The 19622-nt window shown below is 54.0% G+C and carries 19 protein-coding genes; 7 read left to right on the top strand and 12 right to left on the bottom strand.

What is annotated here, in order from left to right; genetic code table 11:
- The first annotated feature begins 54 nt into the window (after positions 1–54).
- The 3 genes from djlA to CX650_RS07130 are packed head-to-tail and all read left to right on the top strand — an operon-like array spanning position 55 to position 2476.
- Positions 55–828 (top strand): co-chaperone DjlA, encoded by a 774-nt coding sequence (gene djlA / locus CX650_RS07140; RefSeq protein WP_101095421.1) that lies wholly within the window; start codon positions 55–57, stop codon positions 826–828.
- Positions 829–886: 58 nt separating this feature from the next.
- Positions 887–1501 (top strand): outer membrane beta-barrel protein, encoded by a 615-nt coding sequence (locus tag CX650_RS07135; protein ID WP_101095420.1) that lies wholly within the window; start codon positions 887–889, stop codon positions 1499–1501.
- A gap of 21 nt (positions 1502–1522) precedes the next feature.
- Entirely contained in the window at positions 1523–2476 is a 954-nt protein-coding gene (locus CX650_RS07130) for a D-2-hydroxyacid dehydrogenase (RefSeq protein WP_101095419.1), read from the top strand.
- Between the two features lies 1 nt (position 2477).
- Here CX650_RS07130 and CX650_RS07125 read toward each other — a convergent pair whose 3' ends face one another.
- Positions 2478–3038 (bottom strand): class IV adenylate cyclase, encoded by a 561-nt coding sequence (locus CX650_RS07125; RefSeq protein WP_101095418.1) that lies wholly within the window; start codon positions 3036–3038, stop codon positions 2478–2480.
- 11 nt (positions 3039–3049) lie between these two features.
- A complete protein-coding gene (gene purT, locus CX650_RS07120; RefSeq protein WP_101095417.1) occupies positions 3050–4225 on the bottom strand; it encodes a formate-dependent phosphoribosylglycinamide formyltransferase in 1176 nt (391 codons plus the stop codon).
- A 184-nt stretch (positions 4226–4409) separates the two neighbouring features.
- On the opposite strand from purT, the gene CX650_RS07115 reads away from it, so the two are divergent.
- A complete protein-coding gene (locus CX650_RS07115; protein WP_101095416.1) occupies positions 4410–5876 on the top strand; it encodes an AAA family ATPase in 1467 nt (488 codons plus the stop codon).
- Here the strand turns inward: CX650_RS07115 and CX650_RS07110 are convergent.
- Positions 5867–6394, bottom strand: coding sequence for a DUF4136 domain-containing protein (locus CX650_RS07110; RefSeq protein WP_039033166.1), 528 nt, complete (start codon positions 6392–6394; stop codon positions 5867–5869). The genes CX650_RS07115 and CX650_RS07110 overlap by 10 nt on opposite strands.
- A gap of 150 nt (positions 6395–6544) precedes the next feature.
- On the opposite strand from CX650_RS07110, the gene CX650_RS07105 reads away from it, so the two are divergent.
- A complete protein-coding gene (locus CX650_RS07105; RefSeq protein WP_039033167.1) occupies positions 6545–6856 on the top strand; it encodes a DUF1289 domain-containing protein in 312 nt (103 codons plus the stop codon).
- Here CX650_RS07105 and CX650_RS07100 read toward each other — a convergent pair.
- The 4 genes from CX650_RS07100 to CX650_RS07085 are packed head-to-tail and all read right to left on the bottom strand — an operon-like array spanning position 6843 to position 10033.
- The gene (locus tag CX650_RS07100; RefSeq protein ID WP_101095415.1) at positions 6843–8120 is read right to left on the bottom strand and encodes an ATP-binding protein; all 1278 of its coding nucleotides are present in this window, start codon (positions 8118–8120) and stop codon (positions 6843–6845) included. The two genes, CX650_RS07105 and CX650_RS07100, sit on opposite strands and share 14 nt — an antisense overlap.
- Positions 8121–8139: 19 nt before the next feature.
- A complete protein-coding gene (locus tag CX650_RS07095) occupies positions 8140–8853 on the bottom strand; it encodes a response regulator (protein ID WP_039033169.1) in 714 nt (237 codons plus the stop codon).
- Positions 8853–9272 (bottom strand): DUF3019 domain-containing protein, encoded by a 420-nt coding sequence (locus CX650_RS07090; RefSeq protein ID WP_039033170.1) that lies wholly within the window; start codon positions 9270–9272, stop codon positions 8853–8855. Before CX650_RS07090 ends, CX650_RS07095 begins: the two co-directional genes overlap by 1 nt.
- A gap of 5 nt (positions 9273–9277) precedes the next feature.
- On the bottom strand, positions 9278–10033 hold the full coding sequence (locus tag CX650_RS07085) for a MipA/OmpV family protein (protein WP_229799903.1): 756 nt from the start codon (positions 10031–10033) through the stop codon (positions 9278–9280).
- Between the two features lie 321 nt (positions 10034–10354).
- Here CX650_RS07085 and CX650_RS07080 point away from each other — a divergent pair, with 321 nt between their 5' ends.
- A complete protein-coding gene (locus CX650_RS07080) occupies positions 10355–11530 on the top strand; it encodes an acyl-CoA dehydrogenase (RefSeq protein ID WP_101095413.1) in 1176 nt (391 codons plus the stop codon).
- A 10-nt stretch (positions 11531–11540) separates the two neighbouring features.
- Positions 11541–12074: a GNAT family N-acetyltransferase gene (locus tag CX650_RS07075; protein WP_226684440.1), complete on the top strand. Its 534-nt coding sequence runs from the start codon at positions 11541–11543 to the stop codon at positions 12072–12074.
- Here CX650_RS07075 and CX650_RS07070 read toward each other — a convergent pair whose 3' ends face one another.
- The 5 genes from CX650_RS07070 to CX650_RS07050 form a co-directional block, all read right to left on the bottom strand.
- The gene (locus CX650_RS07070) at positions 12075–13169 is read right to left on the bottom strand and encodes a calcium:cation antiporter (RefSeq protein WP_101095412.1); all 1095 of its coding nucleotides are present in this window, start codon (positions 13167–13169) and stop codon (positions 12075–12077) included. It lies immediately after the preceding gene.
- Between the two features lie 261 nt (positions 13170–13430).
- Positions 13431–14387, bottom strand: a complete 957-nt coding sequence (locus CX650_RS07065) for a TerC family protein (protein ID WP_101095584.1) — start codon at positions 14385–14387, stop codon at positions 13431–13433.
- A 332-nt stretch (positions 14388–14719) separates the two neighbouring features.
- Entirely contained in the window at positions 14720–17599 is a 2880-nt protein-coding gene (locus CX650_RS07060; protein ID WP_101095411.1) for a valine--tRNA ligase, read from the bottom strand.
- Between the two features lie 15 nt (positions 17600–17614).
- The gene (locus CX650_RS07055; protein WP_101095583.1) at positions 17615–18079 is read right to left on the bottom strand and encodes a DNA polymerase III subunit chi; all 465 of its coding nucleotides are present in this window, start codon (positions 18077–18079) and stop codon (positions 17615–17617) included.
- A gap of 501 nt (positions 18080–18580) precedes the next feature.
- Entirely contained in the window at positions 18581–19618 is a 1038-nt protein-coding gene (locus tag CX650_RS07050) for an NADP-dependent oxidoreductase (protein WP_101095582.1), read from the bottom strand.
- Positions 19619–19622 lie beyond the last annotated feature (4 nt).

The following is a 19622-nucleotide window of genomic DNA, read 5'->3' as shown; positions in this document are numbered from 1 at the left end:
AGTTCAAGATTGAATATTGGCCCGGCCAAGTGCGGGCACACTATGGGATAACAGATGCGTATTTGGGGTAAATTTTTCGGCGGTGTCATCGGCTTTATGTTCGGGCGTTTCTTCGGTGCCTTACTGGGGATCTGGCTTGGACATCTATATGACAAGCGGATGGCAGCTGCTCAGGGGGAAAGTGCCGGCAGTCGGCAGGCTGAGTTTTTCAACACCACTTTTGCCGTTATGGGGCATATCGCCAAGGCTTCTGGACGGGTGACTGAAAATGATATCCGCATGGCCACCAGTCTGATGGATATGTTGCGCCTCAGCGGCACAGCGCGAAAAGATGCCCAGCAGGCGTTTCGCGAGGGCAAGGAGCCGGACTTTGAACTGGAAGCCAGCCTGCGCCGTTTTCGGCGCATCACCTTTGGTCGCCGGGAAGTGCAGCAGATGTTTCTGGAAATTCAAATCCAGACAGCCCTGTCTGACGGTGAGCTGCAGGACAAGGAATATGCAATACTGCAGGTGATTGCCAGAGAGCTGGGATTCAGCAGCTTTCAGCTCGATGAGCTGCTCAAGCGTTGGCAGGCAGAGTTTCGCTTTCAGCAAGCGCCCGGCGATCATAGACCATCGGTTGCCGATGCCTATGAAGTCTTGGGGCTTTCAGAGTCCGCCAGCGATCAGGATGTCAAACGCGCCTATCGTAAATTGATGAATGAACATCATCCGGATAAATTGGTAGCCAAGGGCTTACCGGAAGAGATGATGGAGTTGGCCAAGCGTAAGGCTCAGGATATTCAGGCGGCTTACGACAGGGTCAAGAGCAGTAGAGGAATGCGCTGAGCCTAGCCCTTGGGGGGCGGCTCATACTGTTAAAGAGGGTTCACCCAAGGAGAGCGCCATGAAACTTGCTTATTCAATTCCCTTGCTTTTGGCCCTGAGCGGTCAGGCTCAGGCCGAAGTGTTTGTTGCGCCGTTCGGCGGTTACAGCTTTGGCGGCAATGATCTGGACTATAGGTCCAGCGAAAGCGCAGTTAATGACAACAATAGTGCGGATATTACCGAGGCCGGTCATTTTGGCTTTATGTTGGGGCTGACGACGTCAGATCCGGGTGACATGTATCTGCTTTACTCCCATCAGGGCACTGAGCTCAGTGGCAATGGTTTTCCGGGCGCTGACAAGCTGATGGACCTCAGCGTTGATTATCTGCATCTGGGGGGCACGCTCTATTTCCCTAAAGGCAAGCTGCGGCCCTATGTCACCGCCAGTGCCGGTTTGACGCAACTGCGTCCCGAGTATGGCAGTAATGAGACCCGTTTTTCCATGGGACTTGGGCTGGGGCTGGATTACCAACTGCTGGAGCAGCTATCCCTGTTTGCCGATGTGCGCGGTTATGCGACCCTGATAAGCAGCGACAGCAGCCTGTTTTGCGATGTCAATCAGTGCTTATGGCATATCAAGGGCGATACTCTGTGGCAGGGACAGGCCAATCTGGGGTTAAGATACCGTTTCTGAGCAGGCAATAAGGAGGTGAGTATGAGCTTTAAAATAGTGGTTCTGGATGGCTTTTGTCTCAATCCCGGCGATCTCGATTGGTCGCCACTCAAGGCGCTTGGGGAGCTTAGCGTCTATGACAGAACTCCGGCTGAGCTTGTGCAGCAACGCGCCCAAGGCGCCGATATTCTGCTCACCAACAAGACAGTGCTCGGGGCGCAGCAACTGGCGGCGCTGCCCGGGCTCAAGTACGTAGGCATTCTTGCCACGGGCACCAATGTGGTCGACTTACAGGCCGCCGGCGACCTTGGCATCACAGTCACCAATGTGCCTGGCTATGGTCCGGATGCGGTGGCGCAGATGGTCTTTGCCCATCTCTTGTATCACACCCAACAAGTGGCGCAGCACCACCAGGCTGTGGCGGCGGGGGCCTGGAGCCAGTGCGCCGACTTCTGTTTTACGCTGTCACCGCTGATGTCACTCACGGGCAAGGTGATGGGAATAGTCGGTTATGGTGATATAGGCTCGCGAGTGGCGAATATTGCCAGGGCGCTGGGGATGCGGGTGCTGCTGCATACCCGAACCGAGCGCCATGACCTGGCCGAAGGCATCAGCTGGGCGCCACTGGAGCAGCTGTATCGTGAAGCCGATGTGATTTCGCTGCACTGCCCGCTGACATCGGCGACTGAGAAGATGATCAATCAAGACTCGCTGCAGCTGTTAAAGCCCGGGGTTATTTTGATCAATACCGCCCGTGGTGGGCTGGTGGATGAAAATGCGCTTGCCACAGCACTTAATCAGGGCAAGTTGCGGGCCGGAGTGGATGTGCTCTCCAGTGAGCCTCCAATGCCTGACAACCCCTTACTCAATGCCAAAGGCGTCAGCATAAGTCCGCACAATGCCTGGGCGACAATAGAAGCCAGGCAGAAGCTGTTGGATATTGCCGTGGACAATCTGCGCGCCTTTATTGACGGAGACTCAGTTAACCAGGTTTAACTCAATAATAAGGTATAGTGCGGCACAGTTGCCGATAGGAGCAGGGCTCCAACATGGCTTGGGTCAGCCCGAACCGGGCCGCCAGTTGCCAAAGCTCGCTGCGAAGCTGCTCCAGCTTATCGCTATCGTCGGTCATGATCGCCAGCTCGGCAAAATCGCCGAGCCCCGCCAGGCTGTCCAGCGTCATATGCCACTTGCCGATAAAGTAGATGCTGCGGCATTTTTGCAGCCGCTGCACCGGCACATAGCCCATGGCGCTGAGCATGCTGCGGGCCCTGGCGGCATCCGAGATATTGACCGCCTCACAGCAATCCGCTCCTGGGCCCTTGAGGATCCACAGCAGATTGTTGGATGGCTGCATCTCCCGGATGCACAGTGACTTGTCCGCCGCGGCCAGTTGACCATCCGGGGTATCGAAGTAGCAGTCGTCCTCCTGATTATCGGCAAACATGCACTCATGCTCCATGGCATTGATGCGCTCAAGCAGTTGTTGTTTGCTGCAAGATTCATTCAGACGGAACTTGAGTTCCACTTCATACTTACCCTGAAAATGCTGGCTCATGGCGGTCTCTTTTAAAAAATCACTTCCACTTTGGCAGCAGAGCGCAGCGCCTTGTCTATGGCACTTTGAATATCCAGATCCCTTGCCAGGGCAACTCCCAGACGGCGGCGACCATGGATCTCCGGCTTGCCGAACAGTCGCAGCTGGGTGTCGGCTTCGCTCAGCGCTGCAGCAAGGCCCGTGTAGCGCAGGTTGTTTGAGTCGCCTTCTTTGAGCACCACAGCCGAAGCGCTGGGGCCCTGTTGGCGGATATTGGCGATCGGCAATCCGAGAATGGCACGCACGTGCAGGGCAAACTCGGACAGATCCTGGCTTATCAGGGTCACCATGCCGGTGTCGTGTGGGCGGGGCGAGACTTCAGAGAAGTAGACTTCATCGCCCTTGATAAAGAGTTCTACCCCAAACAAACCATGACCACCGAGCGCCTCAACCACTTTGGCGCCTATCTGTTGCGCCTTTTCCAGGGCCACTTGGCTCATGGCCTGTGGCTGCCAGGATTCGCGGTAGTCACCGTCTTCCTGCCTGTGGCCTATAGGCGCACAGAAATGAATGCCGTTGACTGCACTTATGGTGAGCAGGGTGATTTCGTAGTCGAAAGGCACAAAGCCTTCGACTATCACCCGGCCTTGACCGGCGCGGCCACCTTGCTGAGCATACTCCCAGGCCGCGGCTATCTGAGCTTGTTCGCGGATCACGCTCTGGCCCTTGCCCGATGAGCTCATCACAGGCTTGACCACGCAGGGCAAACCTATTTTGGCCACCGCCTGATTGAATTCTGCCTCAGTGTCACAAAAGACGTAGGGCGAGGTGGGGATCCCCAACGTCTCTGCCGCCAGACGGCGAATGCCTTCTCTGTCCATGGTCAACTGGGTGGCTCTGGCGGTGGGTACCACCTTCAGGCCTTCGGCCTCCATTTGCGCCAGCGTCGCTGTGGCTATGGCTTCGATTTCCGGAATGACCAGATGGGGTTTTTCCAGCTCGATGACGGCGCGCAGCGCCTCGGGATCGAGCATGTTGACCACATGAAAACGATGGCTGACTTGCATGGCAGGGGCATTGGGGTAGCGGTCGACGCCGATGACTTCGACGCCCAGGCGCTGCAGTTCAATCGCAACTTCTTTGCCCAGTTCGCCGCAGCCGAGCAGCATGGCGCGCACGGCGCCTTGGCTAAGGGGAGTGCCTAACATAGTGTGGGTACCTTTGGTTATTGTAGCTGCCTGTGGCAGCGGATTTTTTTGCTAGTTTACCCTTTGGTAATCGACTTGGGCGGAAGGCTTGATAAATTGTGCGCTGGATCACTGCTTGCGTTGCTGTGGCGAATGTTGGAATTTTGTTATTCTTAAGTCCGTTATTATCGTGCGGGAAGCCAGAATGCAGGATGTCAAAGACTTAACCGGGGTGCTCAGGGGCGGTACACCCTTGGTGATAATTGAAACGTATGAGGAGCCCAGGGTATTGGGGCTGCTCAAACGAGTGGCCGGTGTACTGATGCGGCCCCTGTATGGCTGGAGTGTTACCCAGGGGCTCAAGCGGCTGGACAGGGAAGTTGGGGTGCAGAAATTCAATGCCGAACCGACCGATATTCTGGCGCATATCAAGGCCAGCCAGCAGCAGGGGATCTATGTGCTCTGTGACTTTCACCCCTATGTGGTCGATGCGCCGCGTAACGTGAGAATGATCAAGGAGATTGCCCTTGAGCATGAAACCTTGCAGAACACCCTGGTGATGGTCAGCCACGCTTTTGATGTTCCCCCTGAACTGAGCCGATACTGCGCTCATTTCTCCCTTTCCATGCCAGGGCAGGCCCAGTTGGAAAACCTCATCATAGAGGAAGCGCGCCTGGCCCGAGCCAAAGGGGCCTTGAATCGTCTCGATGAAGCCGTGATCCCACTGCTTGCCGGTAATCTTCGCGGTCTGAGCCATGCCGATGCCCGCCGTCTTGCCCGTAAGGCCATCTGGGATGATGGCGCCTTGTGTCACTCGGATAATCCCGTGGTCAACAAGGCCAAGTTTGCGCTTTTGGATATGGAAGGTGTGCTGCAATTTGAGTATGACACCTGTGACTTTGCCGATGTCGCCGGGCTTTCCAGACTCAAGGAGTGGCTGAGCCACAGGCGCCTTGGTAGCGATGCGCAAGCATTCGATAAGCCCAAGGGCGTGATGCTGCTCGGGGTGCAGGGCAGCGGCAAGAGCCTGGCGGCCAAGGCGGTGGCCGGGATCTGGCAGCGGCCTTTACTGCGCCTGGATATGGCCGGACTCTACAATAAGTACATAGGCGAGACGGAGCGCAACCTCAAGAAAGCGCTGGAGATGGCGGAATTGATGGCGCCCTGCGTATTGTGGATAGATGAAATTGAAAAGGGGCTGGGCAGCAGTAACAGCGATGAAGGCACCTCGAAGCGGATCCTCGGCACCCTGCTGACCTGGATGGCAGAGCGCAAGTCCGAAGTCTTTATGGTGGCGACCGCCAATGATATCAGCGCGCTGCCTCCCGAGCTGCTGCGTAAGGGACGCCTGGATGAGATATTTTTTGTCGACCTGCCGGACAGCTCCACCCGGGAGGAGATCTTCCGTATCCACTGCCGTAAGCGCAATATCGATCCGGCCGCGCTGGAATTGGCGAGTCTGGCAAGCGCCAGTGAAGGTTTCTCCGGCGCCGAGATAGAGCAGGCGGTTATTTCTGCCCGTTATGCCGCGAGGGCGGCTGGGCAGGAGGCCAATCAGGCCTGGCTGCTCGATGCCCTGAGTCGGACCCGCCCCTTATCTGTAGTGATGGCCGAAAAGCTCAACGCCCTGCGTCAATGGGCCAACGGCCGCACTGTGATGGCTCACGGTTGAGGCGGAAACTGGCTCAGGATCCGCATCACGGTTTCCCGGGTTGCCTCTGCCTTACCTTCACCGCCATCGCTGAAGCTGAACTGATCGCTGCCGCGCCAGATGAGGCGGTTGCTACTCGCCTCTATGATATCGATTTGTATGGTCTGGAGTTTGGCATCGGCGCCCAGGGGTACACCTACACTGGTGCCCACGCCAATGCCGCCGCCAGAGCCCCAGGTGCCGCTGCCAAGGCCGATGGAGAGGCCTGAGTCTTTTGGCTTATCTGTTGTGCGAAAGGCAAAGGAAACCTTGAAGTCCGCTGACTCAGTGACTTCAGTAAATTGTTTGCTTTTCAGCGTGTCGACAATCGCTTGATTGATCCGCTCGGCGCTCAGGGGATCATCGCTGCTGGAAATCGGCAGGGAGGTGAACTTTTGTAGCTTGGCGAAGCTGTATCCCGGGTCGTAGTCCTGTTTCGGCTGCTGGGCGCAGGCTGTCAGCAGCAGGGGTAACAGCAGCAAGAGTGTCCTGAATGTCATCGCTTGTCCTCCGTGAAGGGATATACCTTACCCTGTGACTTTGTGCCAAAGCGGCCGTTAGTGCAAGAAGTGGATAAAAAATCGCCTTTTTAAGAATGAGATGATATACCTAAGGTTTACCCATCAGATAGAGCCTGCATTTACGCCCCTATGGAACAACTGGTCTTTTTTGATATCCCCAGCCCCTGTATCGGTGTCTGCCAGACAGATGCCAAGGGCTATTGCAAAGGTTGTTTCCGTAACCGTGAAGAGAGGTTTGATTGGCTCAATTTTTCCAACGCCCGCAAGTTGGATGTTATTCGCCTGTGCAAGGCGCGTAAACGGCGTTGGCAACTGGCGCAAATAAAGGCGCGCAGGGCGCAGCTAAAGGTGGAAGAGCTGCAGTTGAATCACAGCCTGGACTTTGATGCCAAAGACGACGCAGACGAGCCTCTGGACTTCAGTGATTTCAGTCTCGATTGAGTTCACGCTTGGGCAGGCTGATGCAAAAACGGGTTTCCCCGGGGCGGCTGAATAGCAGGATTTCCCCATGATGGCGTTCGGCTATACGCTTGATTATTGCCAGCCCCAGCCCAAAGCCTTTATTGTTGTTGCGTGAGGTATCGCTGCGGACAAAGGGCTCGAATATCTTGCGTTGTTCCTCTTCGGGGATCCCTTCACCATCGTCTTTAACCTCAATAGTCACCCTGTCTTTTTCATCACTCAGAGTCACCTGAATTTGGCTTTCGGCAAAGCGCTGGGCATTGGTGAGCAGGTTTTGCAGTGCTCTTTCAATCAAGGCCGGTTCACAGGTGAAGGGCAGTTTGGCGACGGAACTATCCAGGGTTATTGGAATCGGGCTCAGGCTCTGCAGTCTGTCTATCACCTGGCGGCAGAGGGCGGTGAGATCGCAGCTCTCCTGTCTCAGCCCTGTTTGGGCCGACTCCAGGCTGGCGTAGGTGAGCATCTCCTGCAGCAAGGATTCCATCTCTTTGACATCTTCTGTCATGCCGGCAATAAAGTCGGCTCTGGCGGTTTCATCGGCTCCTTCACGGCAATAGTTGGGGATCAGCGCCAGGGCAAACTTGAGTCTGGCCAGCGGCGTGCGGATCTCGTGGGATACAGCATTGGCCAGGTGTCGTTGGTTGTCGATAAGAGCACCGATATGCCGTGCCATCTCATTGAAAGTGTGCGCCAGGGGCTTTACCTGAGAGCGGGGCGATAGCTTGATACGGGTATCCCATTTGGCTTGTCCGAGGGCTTCAGTTGCTTGTTTGAGCACCTTAAGATCTCTCGATAGCGGCCAGACCCAAACCAAGGCCACACCGGCCAGCGACAGATAGAAAAACAGGGTGAATAGGCCACGCAGTCTGGCTCTGGGATCTGTGTCTATCGGGCCTGTCATCAGCACCTGTTGGTCCAGGCGGATAAACTGCATCTGTCTACCTGAGTTGGTCAGGGTAGTGAAGACTTCACCGGGAGCTAACTCGCCATCATCGGCCAGGGTGATCTTGTCGGCACTGAACAGACGCAATGGATAGGTGGCATTGACATTGGCGGTGGCGATCGCCTGTTGCCGCTGTTCTGGGCTCATGGGCTTCAAGATGGCAGCCATGGCCATAAGTGGCGCATCGGCCAAGAGTTCCGCCTCGTCATCGTGTTGCTGCCAAAGGGCGTCTAGGGTCCATCCCAGCCCGAGAAAGCTCAGGCTGATCAGTAGATACAAACTGATGAAGAGGCGTTTCACGCGGTAACCTATTTGGGGATTAGCTGTTCCAGGCTTCGGGGGCAAATAGATATCCCTGGCCCCAAACCGTCTTGATCCTGAATGGCGTTTCTATGTTATCGCCCAGTTTTTTACGCAGGCGGGAGATACGTACGTCTATCTTGCGATCCTTGCCATCGAAGTCGATATTCAGCAGGCACTGATAGATATATTGGCGGCTCAGTACTTGGCCGGCCTGGGATGCCAGCAGCCACAGGAGTTCAAATTCGTGACTGGTGAGATCCACCTCTTTATCGCCCAGACGAATTGCCTGGGTGTGAGGATCTATGCTCAGCTTGCCAAAGCTCAGGCAGTGAGATTCTGCCATAGGTGGTTTGGTATGACGTCTTAGCAGATTGTTGATCCGCGCGACCAGGAGTGCCGGGTCAACCGGTTTAACCACATAGTCATCGGCTCCCAGTTCCAGGCCTTTGATTTGATCTTCATTGGAGCCAAGTGCGCTCATCAGCAGGATAGGGCCGGCAAAGTAATCCGGTAGTTTTTCGCACAGCGACAGTCCATCCATGCCTGGTAGCATGATGTCCAGCAAGATAATATCAGGTTTGTAGTTGAGCAGTCGGGTCAAAACTGTGTCACCGCGGCGCTCAACTTCTACATGCATGCCATGGGACTTGAGATAATCCACAATAAGGTTGGCAAGACGAATATCGTCTTCTACCAATAAAACTCGGTGAGTCGATTGCGCTGAGGTCATCAGAATAAACTCCAAGGGTTGCGATATCTGCGCCTGACATTGGTGTCAGATACGGGGGTCGTTCTAAAGTAAACGCCGGCTAAGGTTTGCCATGTGTCTTTATCTACCATGACAAAATGAATGTCCTCACTGGTTGTGAGCCGGAATGTGAGGCTGTGCACATCTTCAGTTTCACTGCACCAACGTTGTAACCCTTCATAATCAGAAAGGATACAAACCGCACCATTTGTATTAGTCCAGCTTAAACTGACATCAAGCGAACAGGTGTCCTCTTCACTCTTGAGAATACAGAGCTGAGGTGTGATAGCCAGCTTGATTTCTTGATTGTTATTATCTGGGTCAGCCTGCACCTTGGTTGCAAATATCATTGACAACATCAGCAGCAGGAACAGCCAACGCCAGCTGTTTGCTATGCGCACCTTGTTTAAAACCTATAGGCAGCACCAATGAAAAAAGCCCTGACATCATCTTCATCCAGCAGAGGGCTCTTGGCTATTTCATCGGCAAGTTTGGTATAACGCAGTCCCAATATAAGATCCCAGTCCTCGTTGAGGCTATAACGGCCGGTAAACTCCAGCCCGCGGTTAAAGCCTGAACTCCCCTGGTAAGCCTGACTCCAATAGGCATTCTCGCTTGGTCTTACGCCAAAGTAATAATCGACTATTTCTTTACTCTTCCACTCTATATTCAGGGCGAACTCAAGTTTCCAGCGTTCCAAATTCAGATGATACAACCACCTGGCTTTGGCCTCAGTGCCCCGGTGAACATTGAACATATCATGAGTAAGCGAAAGATTCAGTATACCGTATTGAGTGTAAAAAAAAGCCTCGGCTCCGCCAAGAAATGTAAAGTGTCTGTTTTCCAATTCATTAAATACTTTTGGTGGTTCATTGGCTTGCATTAACATCATGGGTGCCGCGCGACTCTCGGTGGCCTTGGAGATCTGAGAGCTGCCACCGAAAGTAAATACATTACTGGGGTCCCAGCGATAGAAAAAAGCCCGCTCTTTGCTGTAGGCCGTCACCAGATTAATGGTGTAGTTTTCCGATTCAGCCAGGGTCAGTCCCAGATTACCGTTATCAAAAAACCAGTTTTCACCATAGTAGGCGATACTGGGAATGACATAGAGGGGAATATCGTCCTGCTGGCGTAAGGGGTTGGTTTTTTGACCGTAACCCAAGGCCAGTCCTAGATCCCATTTATCAATAGGGATGCATTCTGTCTCTTTGCAATAGGGATGTGCCCAGGCATTGAGAGACAAGAGGCCGATTATGAATAAGCAGAGCCGTACAGACATTGAATACCGAAAATATTACTAAAAGCTATGACCAAGAATAGTGCTGAAGACTAACATTTGTGCGGCGCAAATTCAGAGATTTCTTTCATGAAAGTAGCAATTTGATACAGACGTAATCTTTGTTTGGCGGAGGTTTCAGCGCTGGGCAGAAATCCGGGACTGAGTTAGCATGATGAAAATCAGCTGAAAAAAAAGGACAAAGCTATGGCCCGTAACCCCTTCGATTGGCAAGATCCCTTGCAGTTTGACAGCCTGTTGCTGCCGGAAGAAAGGATGATCCGCGATACTGTGCGTGAATATGCCCAAAGCAAGTTGCAACCCAGGATCCTGCAGGCAAATCGCGAGCAATACTTTGATCCCGAGATCATGAAAGAGCTCGGTGCCCTGGGATTACTCGGGGCGACTCTGCCAAGTGAATATGGCGGCGCCGGGGTCAACTATGTCAGCTATGGCCTGATTGCCCGTGAGATAGAGCGGGTCGACAGTGGTTATCGTTCCGCCATGAGTGTGCAGTCCTCTTTGGTGATGCATCCGATTTTTGCCTACGGCACTGAAGAGCAGAAACAGAAATATCTGCCAAGGCTGGCCCGGGGTGAACTGATTGGCTGTTTTGGGCTGACCGAGCCGGATGTAGGTTCAGATCCCGGCGGTATGAAGACTCGCGCCGAAGCTATCCCGGGAGGGTATCGGCTCCATGGCAATAAGATGTGGATCACCAACTCTCCCATCGCTGATCTGTTCCTGGTTTGGGCCAAGCTTGATGGGGTCATTCGTGGCTTTTTAGTGGAAAAGGGCGCTCCTGGGCTGTCGGCGCCCAAGATAGAGGGCAAGTTCTCTCTCAGGGCCTCGATAACCGGCGAAATTGTGCTGGACGGAGTTGAAGTGGGTGTCGATGCTCTGCTGCCCAATGTCGAGGGGCTCAAGGGGCCCTTTGGTTGTCTCAACAAGGCCAGATACGGCATCGCCTGGGGCGCCTTGGGCGCGGCCGAGTTTTGCTGGCATGCCGCACGGCAATACAGTCTGGACCGAGTCCAGTTCGGCAGACCATTGGCGGCCAATCAGCTAATCCAGAAAAAGCTGGTGGATATGCAAACAGAGATCACCACGGCGCTGTTTGCCTGCTTGCAGGCCGGTCGCTTGCTGGATCAGGACAGTTTAGCTATCGAGGCCATCTCGCTAATCAAGCGTAACTCCTGCGGCAAGGCGCTGGAAATTGCTCGCCAGGCCAGGGACATTCATGGTGGTAATGGTATCAGTGACGAGTTTCATGTCATCCGGCATCTGATGAACCTGGAAGCGGTCAATACCTATGAGGGGACCCATGATATTCATGCCTTGATCCTGGGACGGGCCCAGACAGGCTTGGCGGCTTTTAGTTAAGGAGAACAGAGTGCAGGTAACAGATTTTGAACCCAAGGTGAGTCAGTCACAACAAGAGGTGGTGGTGCGCCACAGCGAGCACACGGATATTCCGGCAATACGGGCGCTATTTACTCAGCCAAGCTGTTATGCCGGCACTTTGCAGCAGCCCTTTCCGTCACTCGAAAAGTGGTATAAGCGCCTGGGCGAACTGCCGGATGGTTACTATTCTCTGGTCGCAGAGTGGCAAGGGGAGGTGGCCGGTCAGCTCTCCTTGCAGGTGCAAACCAACCCCAGACGTAAGCATGTGGCCGACCTGGGGATGGCGGTGAGTGAAGAGTGCCGCGGTATCGGCGTGGGTTCTGCGCTGCTGGCGGCCGCAGTGGATTTGGCCCATAACTGGTTGGCGGTGAGACGCCTTGAGCTGACGGTTTATACCGACAATCACGCCGCTATAACGCTCTACAAACGCCATGGCTTTGTGATTGAGGGCGAGGCGCGGGACTATGCTTTTCGCGATGGCGAGTATGTGGATGTGTTTTTCATGGCCAACATCCGCGAATGATTACTCAAACATCAAGAACAGATAGACCACAAACAACACCAGGTGAGTCGCCCCGTGCAGCGCATGGGTGCGACCATTGCTGAAACTCACCTTACAAACCATCAGCGTGGTCACCAGCAACACCATATCTGCGGGACTGAGCCCAAGTCTGACCTCTTCACCGGCAATACTGCCCACCAGAAGCACGGCAGGTACGGTCAGGGCTATGGTGGCCAGCACAGAACCAAAATAGAGATTCATCGCTCTTTGCAACTGATTGTTGAGCGCGGCTTTTATGGCACCCACAGCTTCCGGCGCCAGAATAATACAGGCTACCAGGAAGCCCCCCAGGCTCGCCGGCGCGCCCAGAGTGGTAATGCTGTAGTTGATGGGCATCGCCAGGGTCTTGGCCAGCAGCATTACGGTTACCAGGCAGATGAGCAACAGTACCCCGTGGTAGAGGTTGGAGTGGCTGGAGGCATGATGATGGTGCTCATCATCCAGGTGGTCGGCATCAACAAAAAAGTGGCTGTGGCTCTTGGTTTGGATCACCAGGAAGATGCCGTAGAGCATTATCGACACCAAGCCAAGCATCCAGGACATGGAAACCGATAAGCCGCCTATGCTGCCGCCTTCGGTAAAGTTGGGCAGCACCAGACACACCAGGGCCAGCGGGATAATAGCGACCAAATAGGATTTTACCCCGTCGAGATTGAATTGCTGGGTATGGAAGCGCCAACCGCCCAGCAGCAGTGTCAGCCCCACCAGGCCGGTAGAGATGATCATTACCACGGCAAACATAGTATCCCGGGCCAGGGTTGGGTTGGAGTCACCAGTCAGCATTACTGAGGAGATCATCACCACTTCCAATGAGATCACCGACAGGGTGAGGATCAGGGTGCCATAGGGATCGCCTAGACGAATCGCCAGAATATCCGAATGGCGCACGACCCCGAAAATGGTCCAGATCACTACCACAAGCAGCAATAGCGACAGCGGGATATAAACGGCGAGCGGAGCGCCGTCTGCCAGATACTCGGCGCCACCTGTTTTAAAGAACAACAAGGTAATCAAGGCGATAAGCAGTGATATTTCTTCTTTGATAAAAGCCGGCATGGCAGGTTTCCGTGGTCGCTATAAAGCCGCATTATACTTTGGCATTGATGACAAAAAAAACACCAATGTACTGTTTTTCTCATTGTTTTCCTGTGCGATTCAAACAGACTTATTTGGCGATTTTTGCATTTCCCTTTTAATTACCATAAGACGGTGAGTTGCCGTGGAGCAAGTTGCTTCTGGAGGAAGCCGGACATAATGGGTATTTTGTCCGGCATTTTAATATCTCTTGGGTGACCCACAGTTAGCAGGGCAAATAAGCTATTGCTTTGATGCTTTCTGACTCCGGGTCAGCCACAGACTGCCCAGTATGCTGACCAGTAGAATAATCGCGATCACCGCCAGTGCCAGCATGATAGGCAGATGATAGATATCCAGTAGAAGCATCTTGATACCTATGAATATCAGGATCAGTGCCAGGCCATATTTGAGCAGTACAAAACGTTCGGCGGCGCCCGCCAACAGAAAGTACATGGCCCTGAGGCCCATGATGGCGAAGATGTTGGACGTCAGTACGATAAAGGGATCTGTGGTGACCGCGAAGATGGCCGGGATACTGTCGACAGCGAAGATGATGTCGCTGATCTCCACAGCGATCAACGCCAGCAGCAGGGGGGTGGCAAATAATACGCCGTGGCGACGCACCACAAAATGCTCACCTTGAAGATTTTTCACCACCCTCAGGTGTTTTCTGAGCCAGCCGAGCAGCTTGTTGTTGGAGAGATCGGTTTCATTATCTTCCTTCGTAAACAGCATCTTGACGCCGGTAAACAGCAGAAATGCCCCGAAAAGATACAGCACCCAATGGAACTGATTAATCAGCCAAGTGCCGCCAAATACCATGGCGGTACGCATCACTATGGCGCCCAGTACTCCGTAGAGCAGCACCCGTCTTTGCAGTTCGGCGGGGATAGCGAAATAGCTAAACAGCATCAGCCAGACAAACACATTGTCCACGGCCAGGGCTTTTTCGATGAGGTAGGCGGTGAGAAACTCCAGCCCTTGTTGATTGGCGACTTCGAGACCTGCGGTCTGTTTCAGGTAGAACCAAATCCCTAAGTTGAACAGCATGGCGACGCTTATCCATACCAGGGTCCAGATCCCCGCCTCTTTGATAGAGACTTTATGGCTGTGACCACCGCCGACAAACTTAAGGTCTATCCAAAGGATCCCCAGTACTATTACCAGAAATCCGCTCCATAACCACCAGGTACCCATTTTATTTTCTCCAAATACAACAAAGCCTGCCACCGACGGCAGGCCAGCTGAAGGAGCGCGGATCTTGCCTGTCGGCAAGGTCTCACTTACAAAGCACTGCTCAGTGGCTTTGCCCGGTTGCCGGGTGCGCAAACACCGTAATGACGACAAACCGGCGAGAAGTTACTCCCCTTGGAATATTCTTCAATCTAACAATATGTTGTTCCGATAGCCAGACTTAACTGATGAAATTATCTTAATCTTGCAGGCCATTTGGAGTCGAGGGCAAGCGAATAGTAAAAAAAGGGCAGTCGATTGACTGCCCTTGGGTTTTATGGCTCTTGGGTTAACCGTTAGGCTTCCAGTTTGGCCAGCTCGGCTTGTTGCTCTTTGAGCTTGTCCATATCGCGCTTGAGATCAGCCATCTTGCTGCGCTCTTTGTCGATAACGGCTGCCGGGGCTTTGGCGACAAAGCCTTCATTGGACAGCTTGCCTTCAATGCGGGCCACTTCGCCACTCAGCTTCTCCAGCTGTTTGTCGATACGGGCCATTTCGGCCGCTACGTCGATAAGCCCTGCCATAGGGATCAACAGTTCCATCTCGCCCACCAGTTGGGTGGTGGACATGGGCGCGTTGTCGCCATCGGCCAGAATCGTCATGCTTTCCAGCTTAGCCAGGGTAGTGAAGAAGGTTTGGTTGGCCTCTACACGGGCCTTATCGCGAGCACTGACACTGCGCAGCAAGGCGTTGAGCGGCTTGGACGGAGCTATGTTCAGCTCGGCGCGGATGTTACGCACGGCAACAATCACTTGCTTGACCCATTCCAAGTCGGCCATGGCCTCGGTATCGACTTTGTCGGCCTGATACTCAGGGAAGGCGGCCAGCATCAGGGTTTCACCTTCTACACCGGCAAGTGGTTTGACACGGTGCCAGATGGTTTCAGTGATGTATGGCATCAATGGGTGCATCAGGCGCAACAGCTGCTCGAGTACAGTCACCAGAGTATGACGGGTGCCACGCTGCTCGGCTTCAGAGCCGTTTTGCAGCACAGGTTTGGTCAGCTCAAGATACCAGTCACAGAACTGGTTCCAGGTGAATTCGTACAGGGTATTGGCGGCCAGGTCGAAACGATAGGCGCCCATATGCTCTTCGAAGGTCTTGACCGTTTGGTTGAACAGACCTGTGATCCAGCGATCCGCCAGCGACAGCTGCATCTCACCGCCGGCCTTGCCGTTGGGTGAGTTGGGGCCGCAATCCTGATCTTCGGTGTTCATCAGTACATAGCGGGAAGCATTCCACAGCTTGTTACAGAAGCTGCGGTAGCCGTCCAGGCGCTTCATGTCCCAGTTGATGTCACGGCCGGTGGACGCCATGGCAGCCAGGGTAAAGCGCAGCGCATCGGTACCGTGGGCTTCGATGCCGTCGGCAAACTCCTTGCGGGTGCTCTTTTCAATCTTGGCGGCCAGTTGCGGCTGCATCATGTTACCGGTGCGCTTGCCAACCAGAGATTCGAGATCTATGCCATCGATCATATCCAGTGGATCCAGCACATTGCCCTTGGACTTGGACATCTTGTTGCCTTGCTCATCACGGATAAGCCCGGTCACATAGACAGTCTTGAAGGGCACCTGAGGTGTGCCGTCTTCATCCTTGATGAAGTGCATGGTCATCATGATCATCCGGGCTACCCAGAAGAAGATGATGTCGAAACCTGTCACCAGCACGTCTGTGGGGTGGAAGGTTTTCAGCTCAGGAGTCTGCTGTGGCCAGCCCAGGGTTGAGAAGGTCCACAGGGCAGATGAGAACCAGGTATCCAGTACATCATCGTCCTGACGCAGAGCAATATCGCTTGCCAAGTTATGCTTGGCGCGTACTTCGGCTTCGTTACGGCCGACATAGACCTTACCGCTGTCGTCATACCAGGCCGGAATGCGGTGACCCCACCACAGCTGGCGTGAAATACACCAGTCCTGAATGTCACGCATCCAGGAGAAGTACATGTTCTCGTATTGCTGAGGCACAAACTTGATATCGCCGTTTTCCACCGCTTCTATGGCTGTCTTGGCCAGTGGTTTGACTGACACATACCATTGGTCGGTCAGCAGCGGCTCAATCACCACGCCGCTGCGGTCGCCATAAGGCACTTTCAGGCCGTGGGGCTCGATTTTTTCCAAAAGACCCAGGGTCTCAAATTCGGCGACAACGGCATCGCGGGCCTTGAATCTGTCCATACCGGCATAACGGCTTGGCAAAGAGGCGTCCAATTCGGTGTTGAGGCTACCGTCGACATTCACTACTTCGGCCACAGTGCGGATGGCGGCATCCTGGGTGAGTATGTTGAACATAGGCAGATTGTGACGCTTGCCGACTTCATAGTCATTGAAGTCGTGGGCCGGAGTGATTTTCACGCAGCCGGTACCGAACTCCATATCTACATAGTCATCGGCCACCACAGGAATACGGCGGTTAACGATTGGCAGAATGATCTCTTTGCCAATCAGGGATTGATAACGTTCATCGTCAGGGTGCACGGCAACGGCGCTGTCACCCAGCATAGTCTCCGGACGTGTGGTGGCGACAATCAGATAGTCTTTACCGTCGGCAGTCAGGGCGCCATCGGCGAGTGGATAGCGGAAGTGCCACATGTGGCCCTGCTTTTCCTTGTTTTCCACTTCCAGATCGGAAATTGCAGTGTGCAGCTTGGGATCCCAGTTAACCAGGCGCTTACCGCGATAGATGAGGTCATCTTCATAGAGGCGAACAAACACTTCCTGCACGGCTTCCGACAGGCCTTCGTCCATGGTGAAACGCTCACGGTCCCAGTCTACCGAGGCGCCCAGGCGACGCATCTGGCGGGTAATGGTGCCACCGGACTGGTTCTTCCATTCCCATACCTTGTCCATAAAGGCTTCACGGCCCAGGTCGTGGCGGCTCTTGCCTTCTTCGGCGGCGACTTTGCGCTCCACCAACATCTGGGTGGCGATACCGGCATGGTCGGTACCCACTTGCCAGAGGGTATTCTTGCCTTTCATCCGCTGGTAACGGATCAGGGTGTCCATAATGGTATCCTGAAAGGCGTGTCCCATATGCAGGCTGCCGGTGACATTCGGCGGCGGGATCATGATGCAATAGTTGCCCTGGGACTCGTCACCGTGGGGCTTGAAGTAACCTTTCTCTTCCCATACACGGTAGAGCGCTTGTTCAATAGACTGCGGATTGTATGTTTTTTCCATGGGAACTGTCGTTTCTCAAACAAAATTAAGTGGTTGTGTTGCCAAATCCTGGGTGCTGAGCGTGACTCCCAGATTACGATACTGGCGGTATCTGTCCCTGGCCAGGGCCTTGTGTTGCTCATCACCGGCAACAAAATCTATGATCCTGCCAAAGTTTACCGCAAATGCCGGGGCTTCTGTGGCCAGATTGATCAGTATCGGGCGGCGTTGGTTGGGCCCCAGCTTGTCAAAGCCGATTTCAACCGGTGCACCGGCGGCAGGGCCTTCCCCTTTAAGGTTATGGGGCACGAAAGCAATGGGCTCAAACTGCCACAGCAGCTCGTCAATCCCATGGGCCTGCGCTTGATCCTCACAGTGAATATAGAGCCATTCACCCTTGGCATAATGCTGCCCGGCCAACTGACAGGCAAGCAGTTGCAACTGCTCGGCGCTTGGTTGCTGTGCTGCATTTGGCAGCAGATAAAAAGTTGCCTTGCTCATCGCCTGCATCTCACCCCTGCACAGAACACTGGTAGCCATTTGACATAAGAGGAGGATTTTACACCTTTTGGCCAAAGGTTGAAATGGTCAGCGCCATCCCGATAAGGCTCTTGAGCTATTAGCTGATAAGTCATACGTGCATAAAATGGATCAAGATTCAGTTTGGCGTTGTCTTGCTGTCAACCATATTGAGCTGCTGTTTGATGTTAAGCGTGAGGTGATTTTAAGGAAACCTAAGGAAGGTGCTAACAAGTCCCATGTGTGCTCTGCGTCGGCCTACAGGCCTGAATGCAAGATTCAAATTAAAGGAAGTGCCCGGATTGTCTTTGAATCCCGGCTTAAGCTGGAGCCAAGGCTTTGTTAAAGATGGCGTGAATAGCCTGAATTGAGTCGTTAAAATTGGCGGCCCTCTTGGCGTTTATGCTTAAGAGGGCCGCAAGTCTTGCTTTGCTGGTTACCGAATGGCCGCAGCAATCAATTGAGTGCAGCCATCAGCTTTTATCACAGCGGCTCGGCAACCTTGATCACCAGCTTGCCGAAGTTTTTGCCTTCAAGCAGGCCGATAAAGGCTTGTGGTGCCTGCTCCAGCCCTTCGACCAGTTGCTCCTTGTATTGAATTTTGCCCTGAGAAACCCAGTTACCCATATCCTTGGCGAACTCTTCATATCTGTGACCATAATCGTCAAAAATGATAAAGCCCTGCATCTTGATCCGCTTTACCAGAATGGTGCTCATCAGCAGTGACAGGCGATCCGGGCCAGCCGGCAACTCAGTGGCGTTATATTGAGACACCAAACCACATACGGGGACTCTGGCGCTGGTATTCAGCAGGGGCAATACGGCATCAAACACCTTGCCGCCGACGTTCTCGAAATAGATGTCTATTCCCTGGTCGCAGACTCGGGCCAACTGCTCGGCGAAGTCCTCTGCCTTGTGATCCAGGCACTCATCGAAACCCAGTACTTCTTTGGCGTGGCGACATTTCTCTGCGCCGCCGGCAATACCTATGACCCGGCAGCCCTTGAGTTTACCTATCTGACCTACGGTTGCGCCAACCGGTCCGGTCGCGGCGGCAACCACCAGAGTTTCTCCCGCTTTGGGCTGGCCAATATCCAGCAGTCCCATATAGGCGGTGAAACCCGGCATGCCCATGACTCCGAGGGCGTATGAAGGGGCAGCAGGCGCTTTGCCGAGTTTCAACAACCCTTCACCGTCCGAAAGGGCATAGTTTTGCCAGCCGGTGTAGGCGAGTACCCACTCACCGACTTCAAAGTCCGGGTGACGGGACTCTTCTACCTGGCAAACCGTGCCGCCGACCATGATATCGTTCACGGCTACCGGCTCGGCATAGGATTCTGCATCACTCATGCGGCCGCGCATGTATGGATCCAGCGACAGATAGATGGTGCGCAGCAACACCTGGCCGTCGTTTGCCACCGGCTTGCTGCTGCTTTCCAGACGGAAGTTTTCTGCGTTGGGAGCGCCGCTCGGGCGAGAGGCCAGCACAATGCGCTGATGTGGGGTTTGATTGGCAGTCATAATA

It is taken from the genome of Shewanella indica (assembly GCF_002836975.1).
Lineage (GTDB): Bacteria > Pseudomonadota > Gammaproteobacteria > Enterobacterales > Shewanellaceae > Shewanella > Shewanella indica.
The sequence above is the reverse complement of the archived record's forward strand: the minus strand, read 5'-3'. Positions and strand labels throughout refer to the sequence as shown.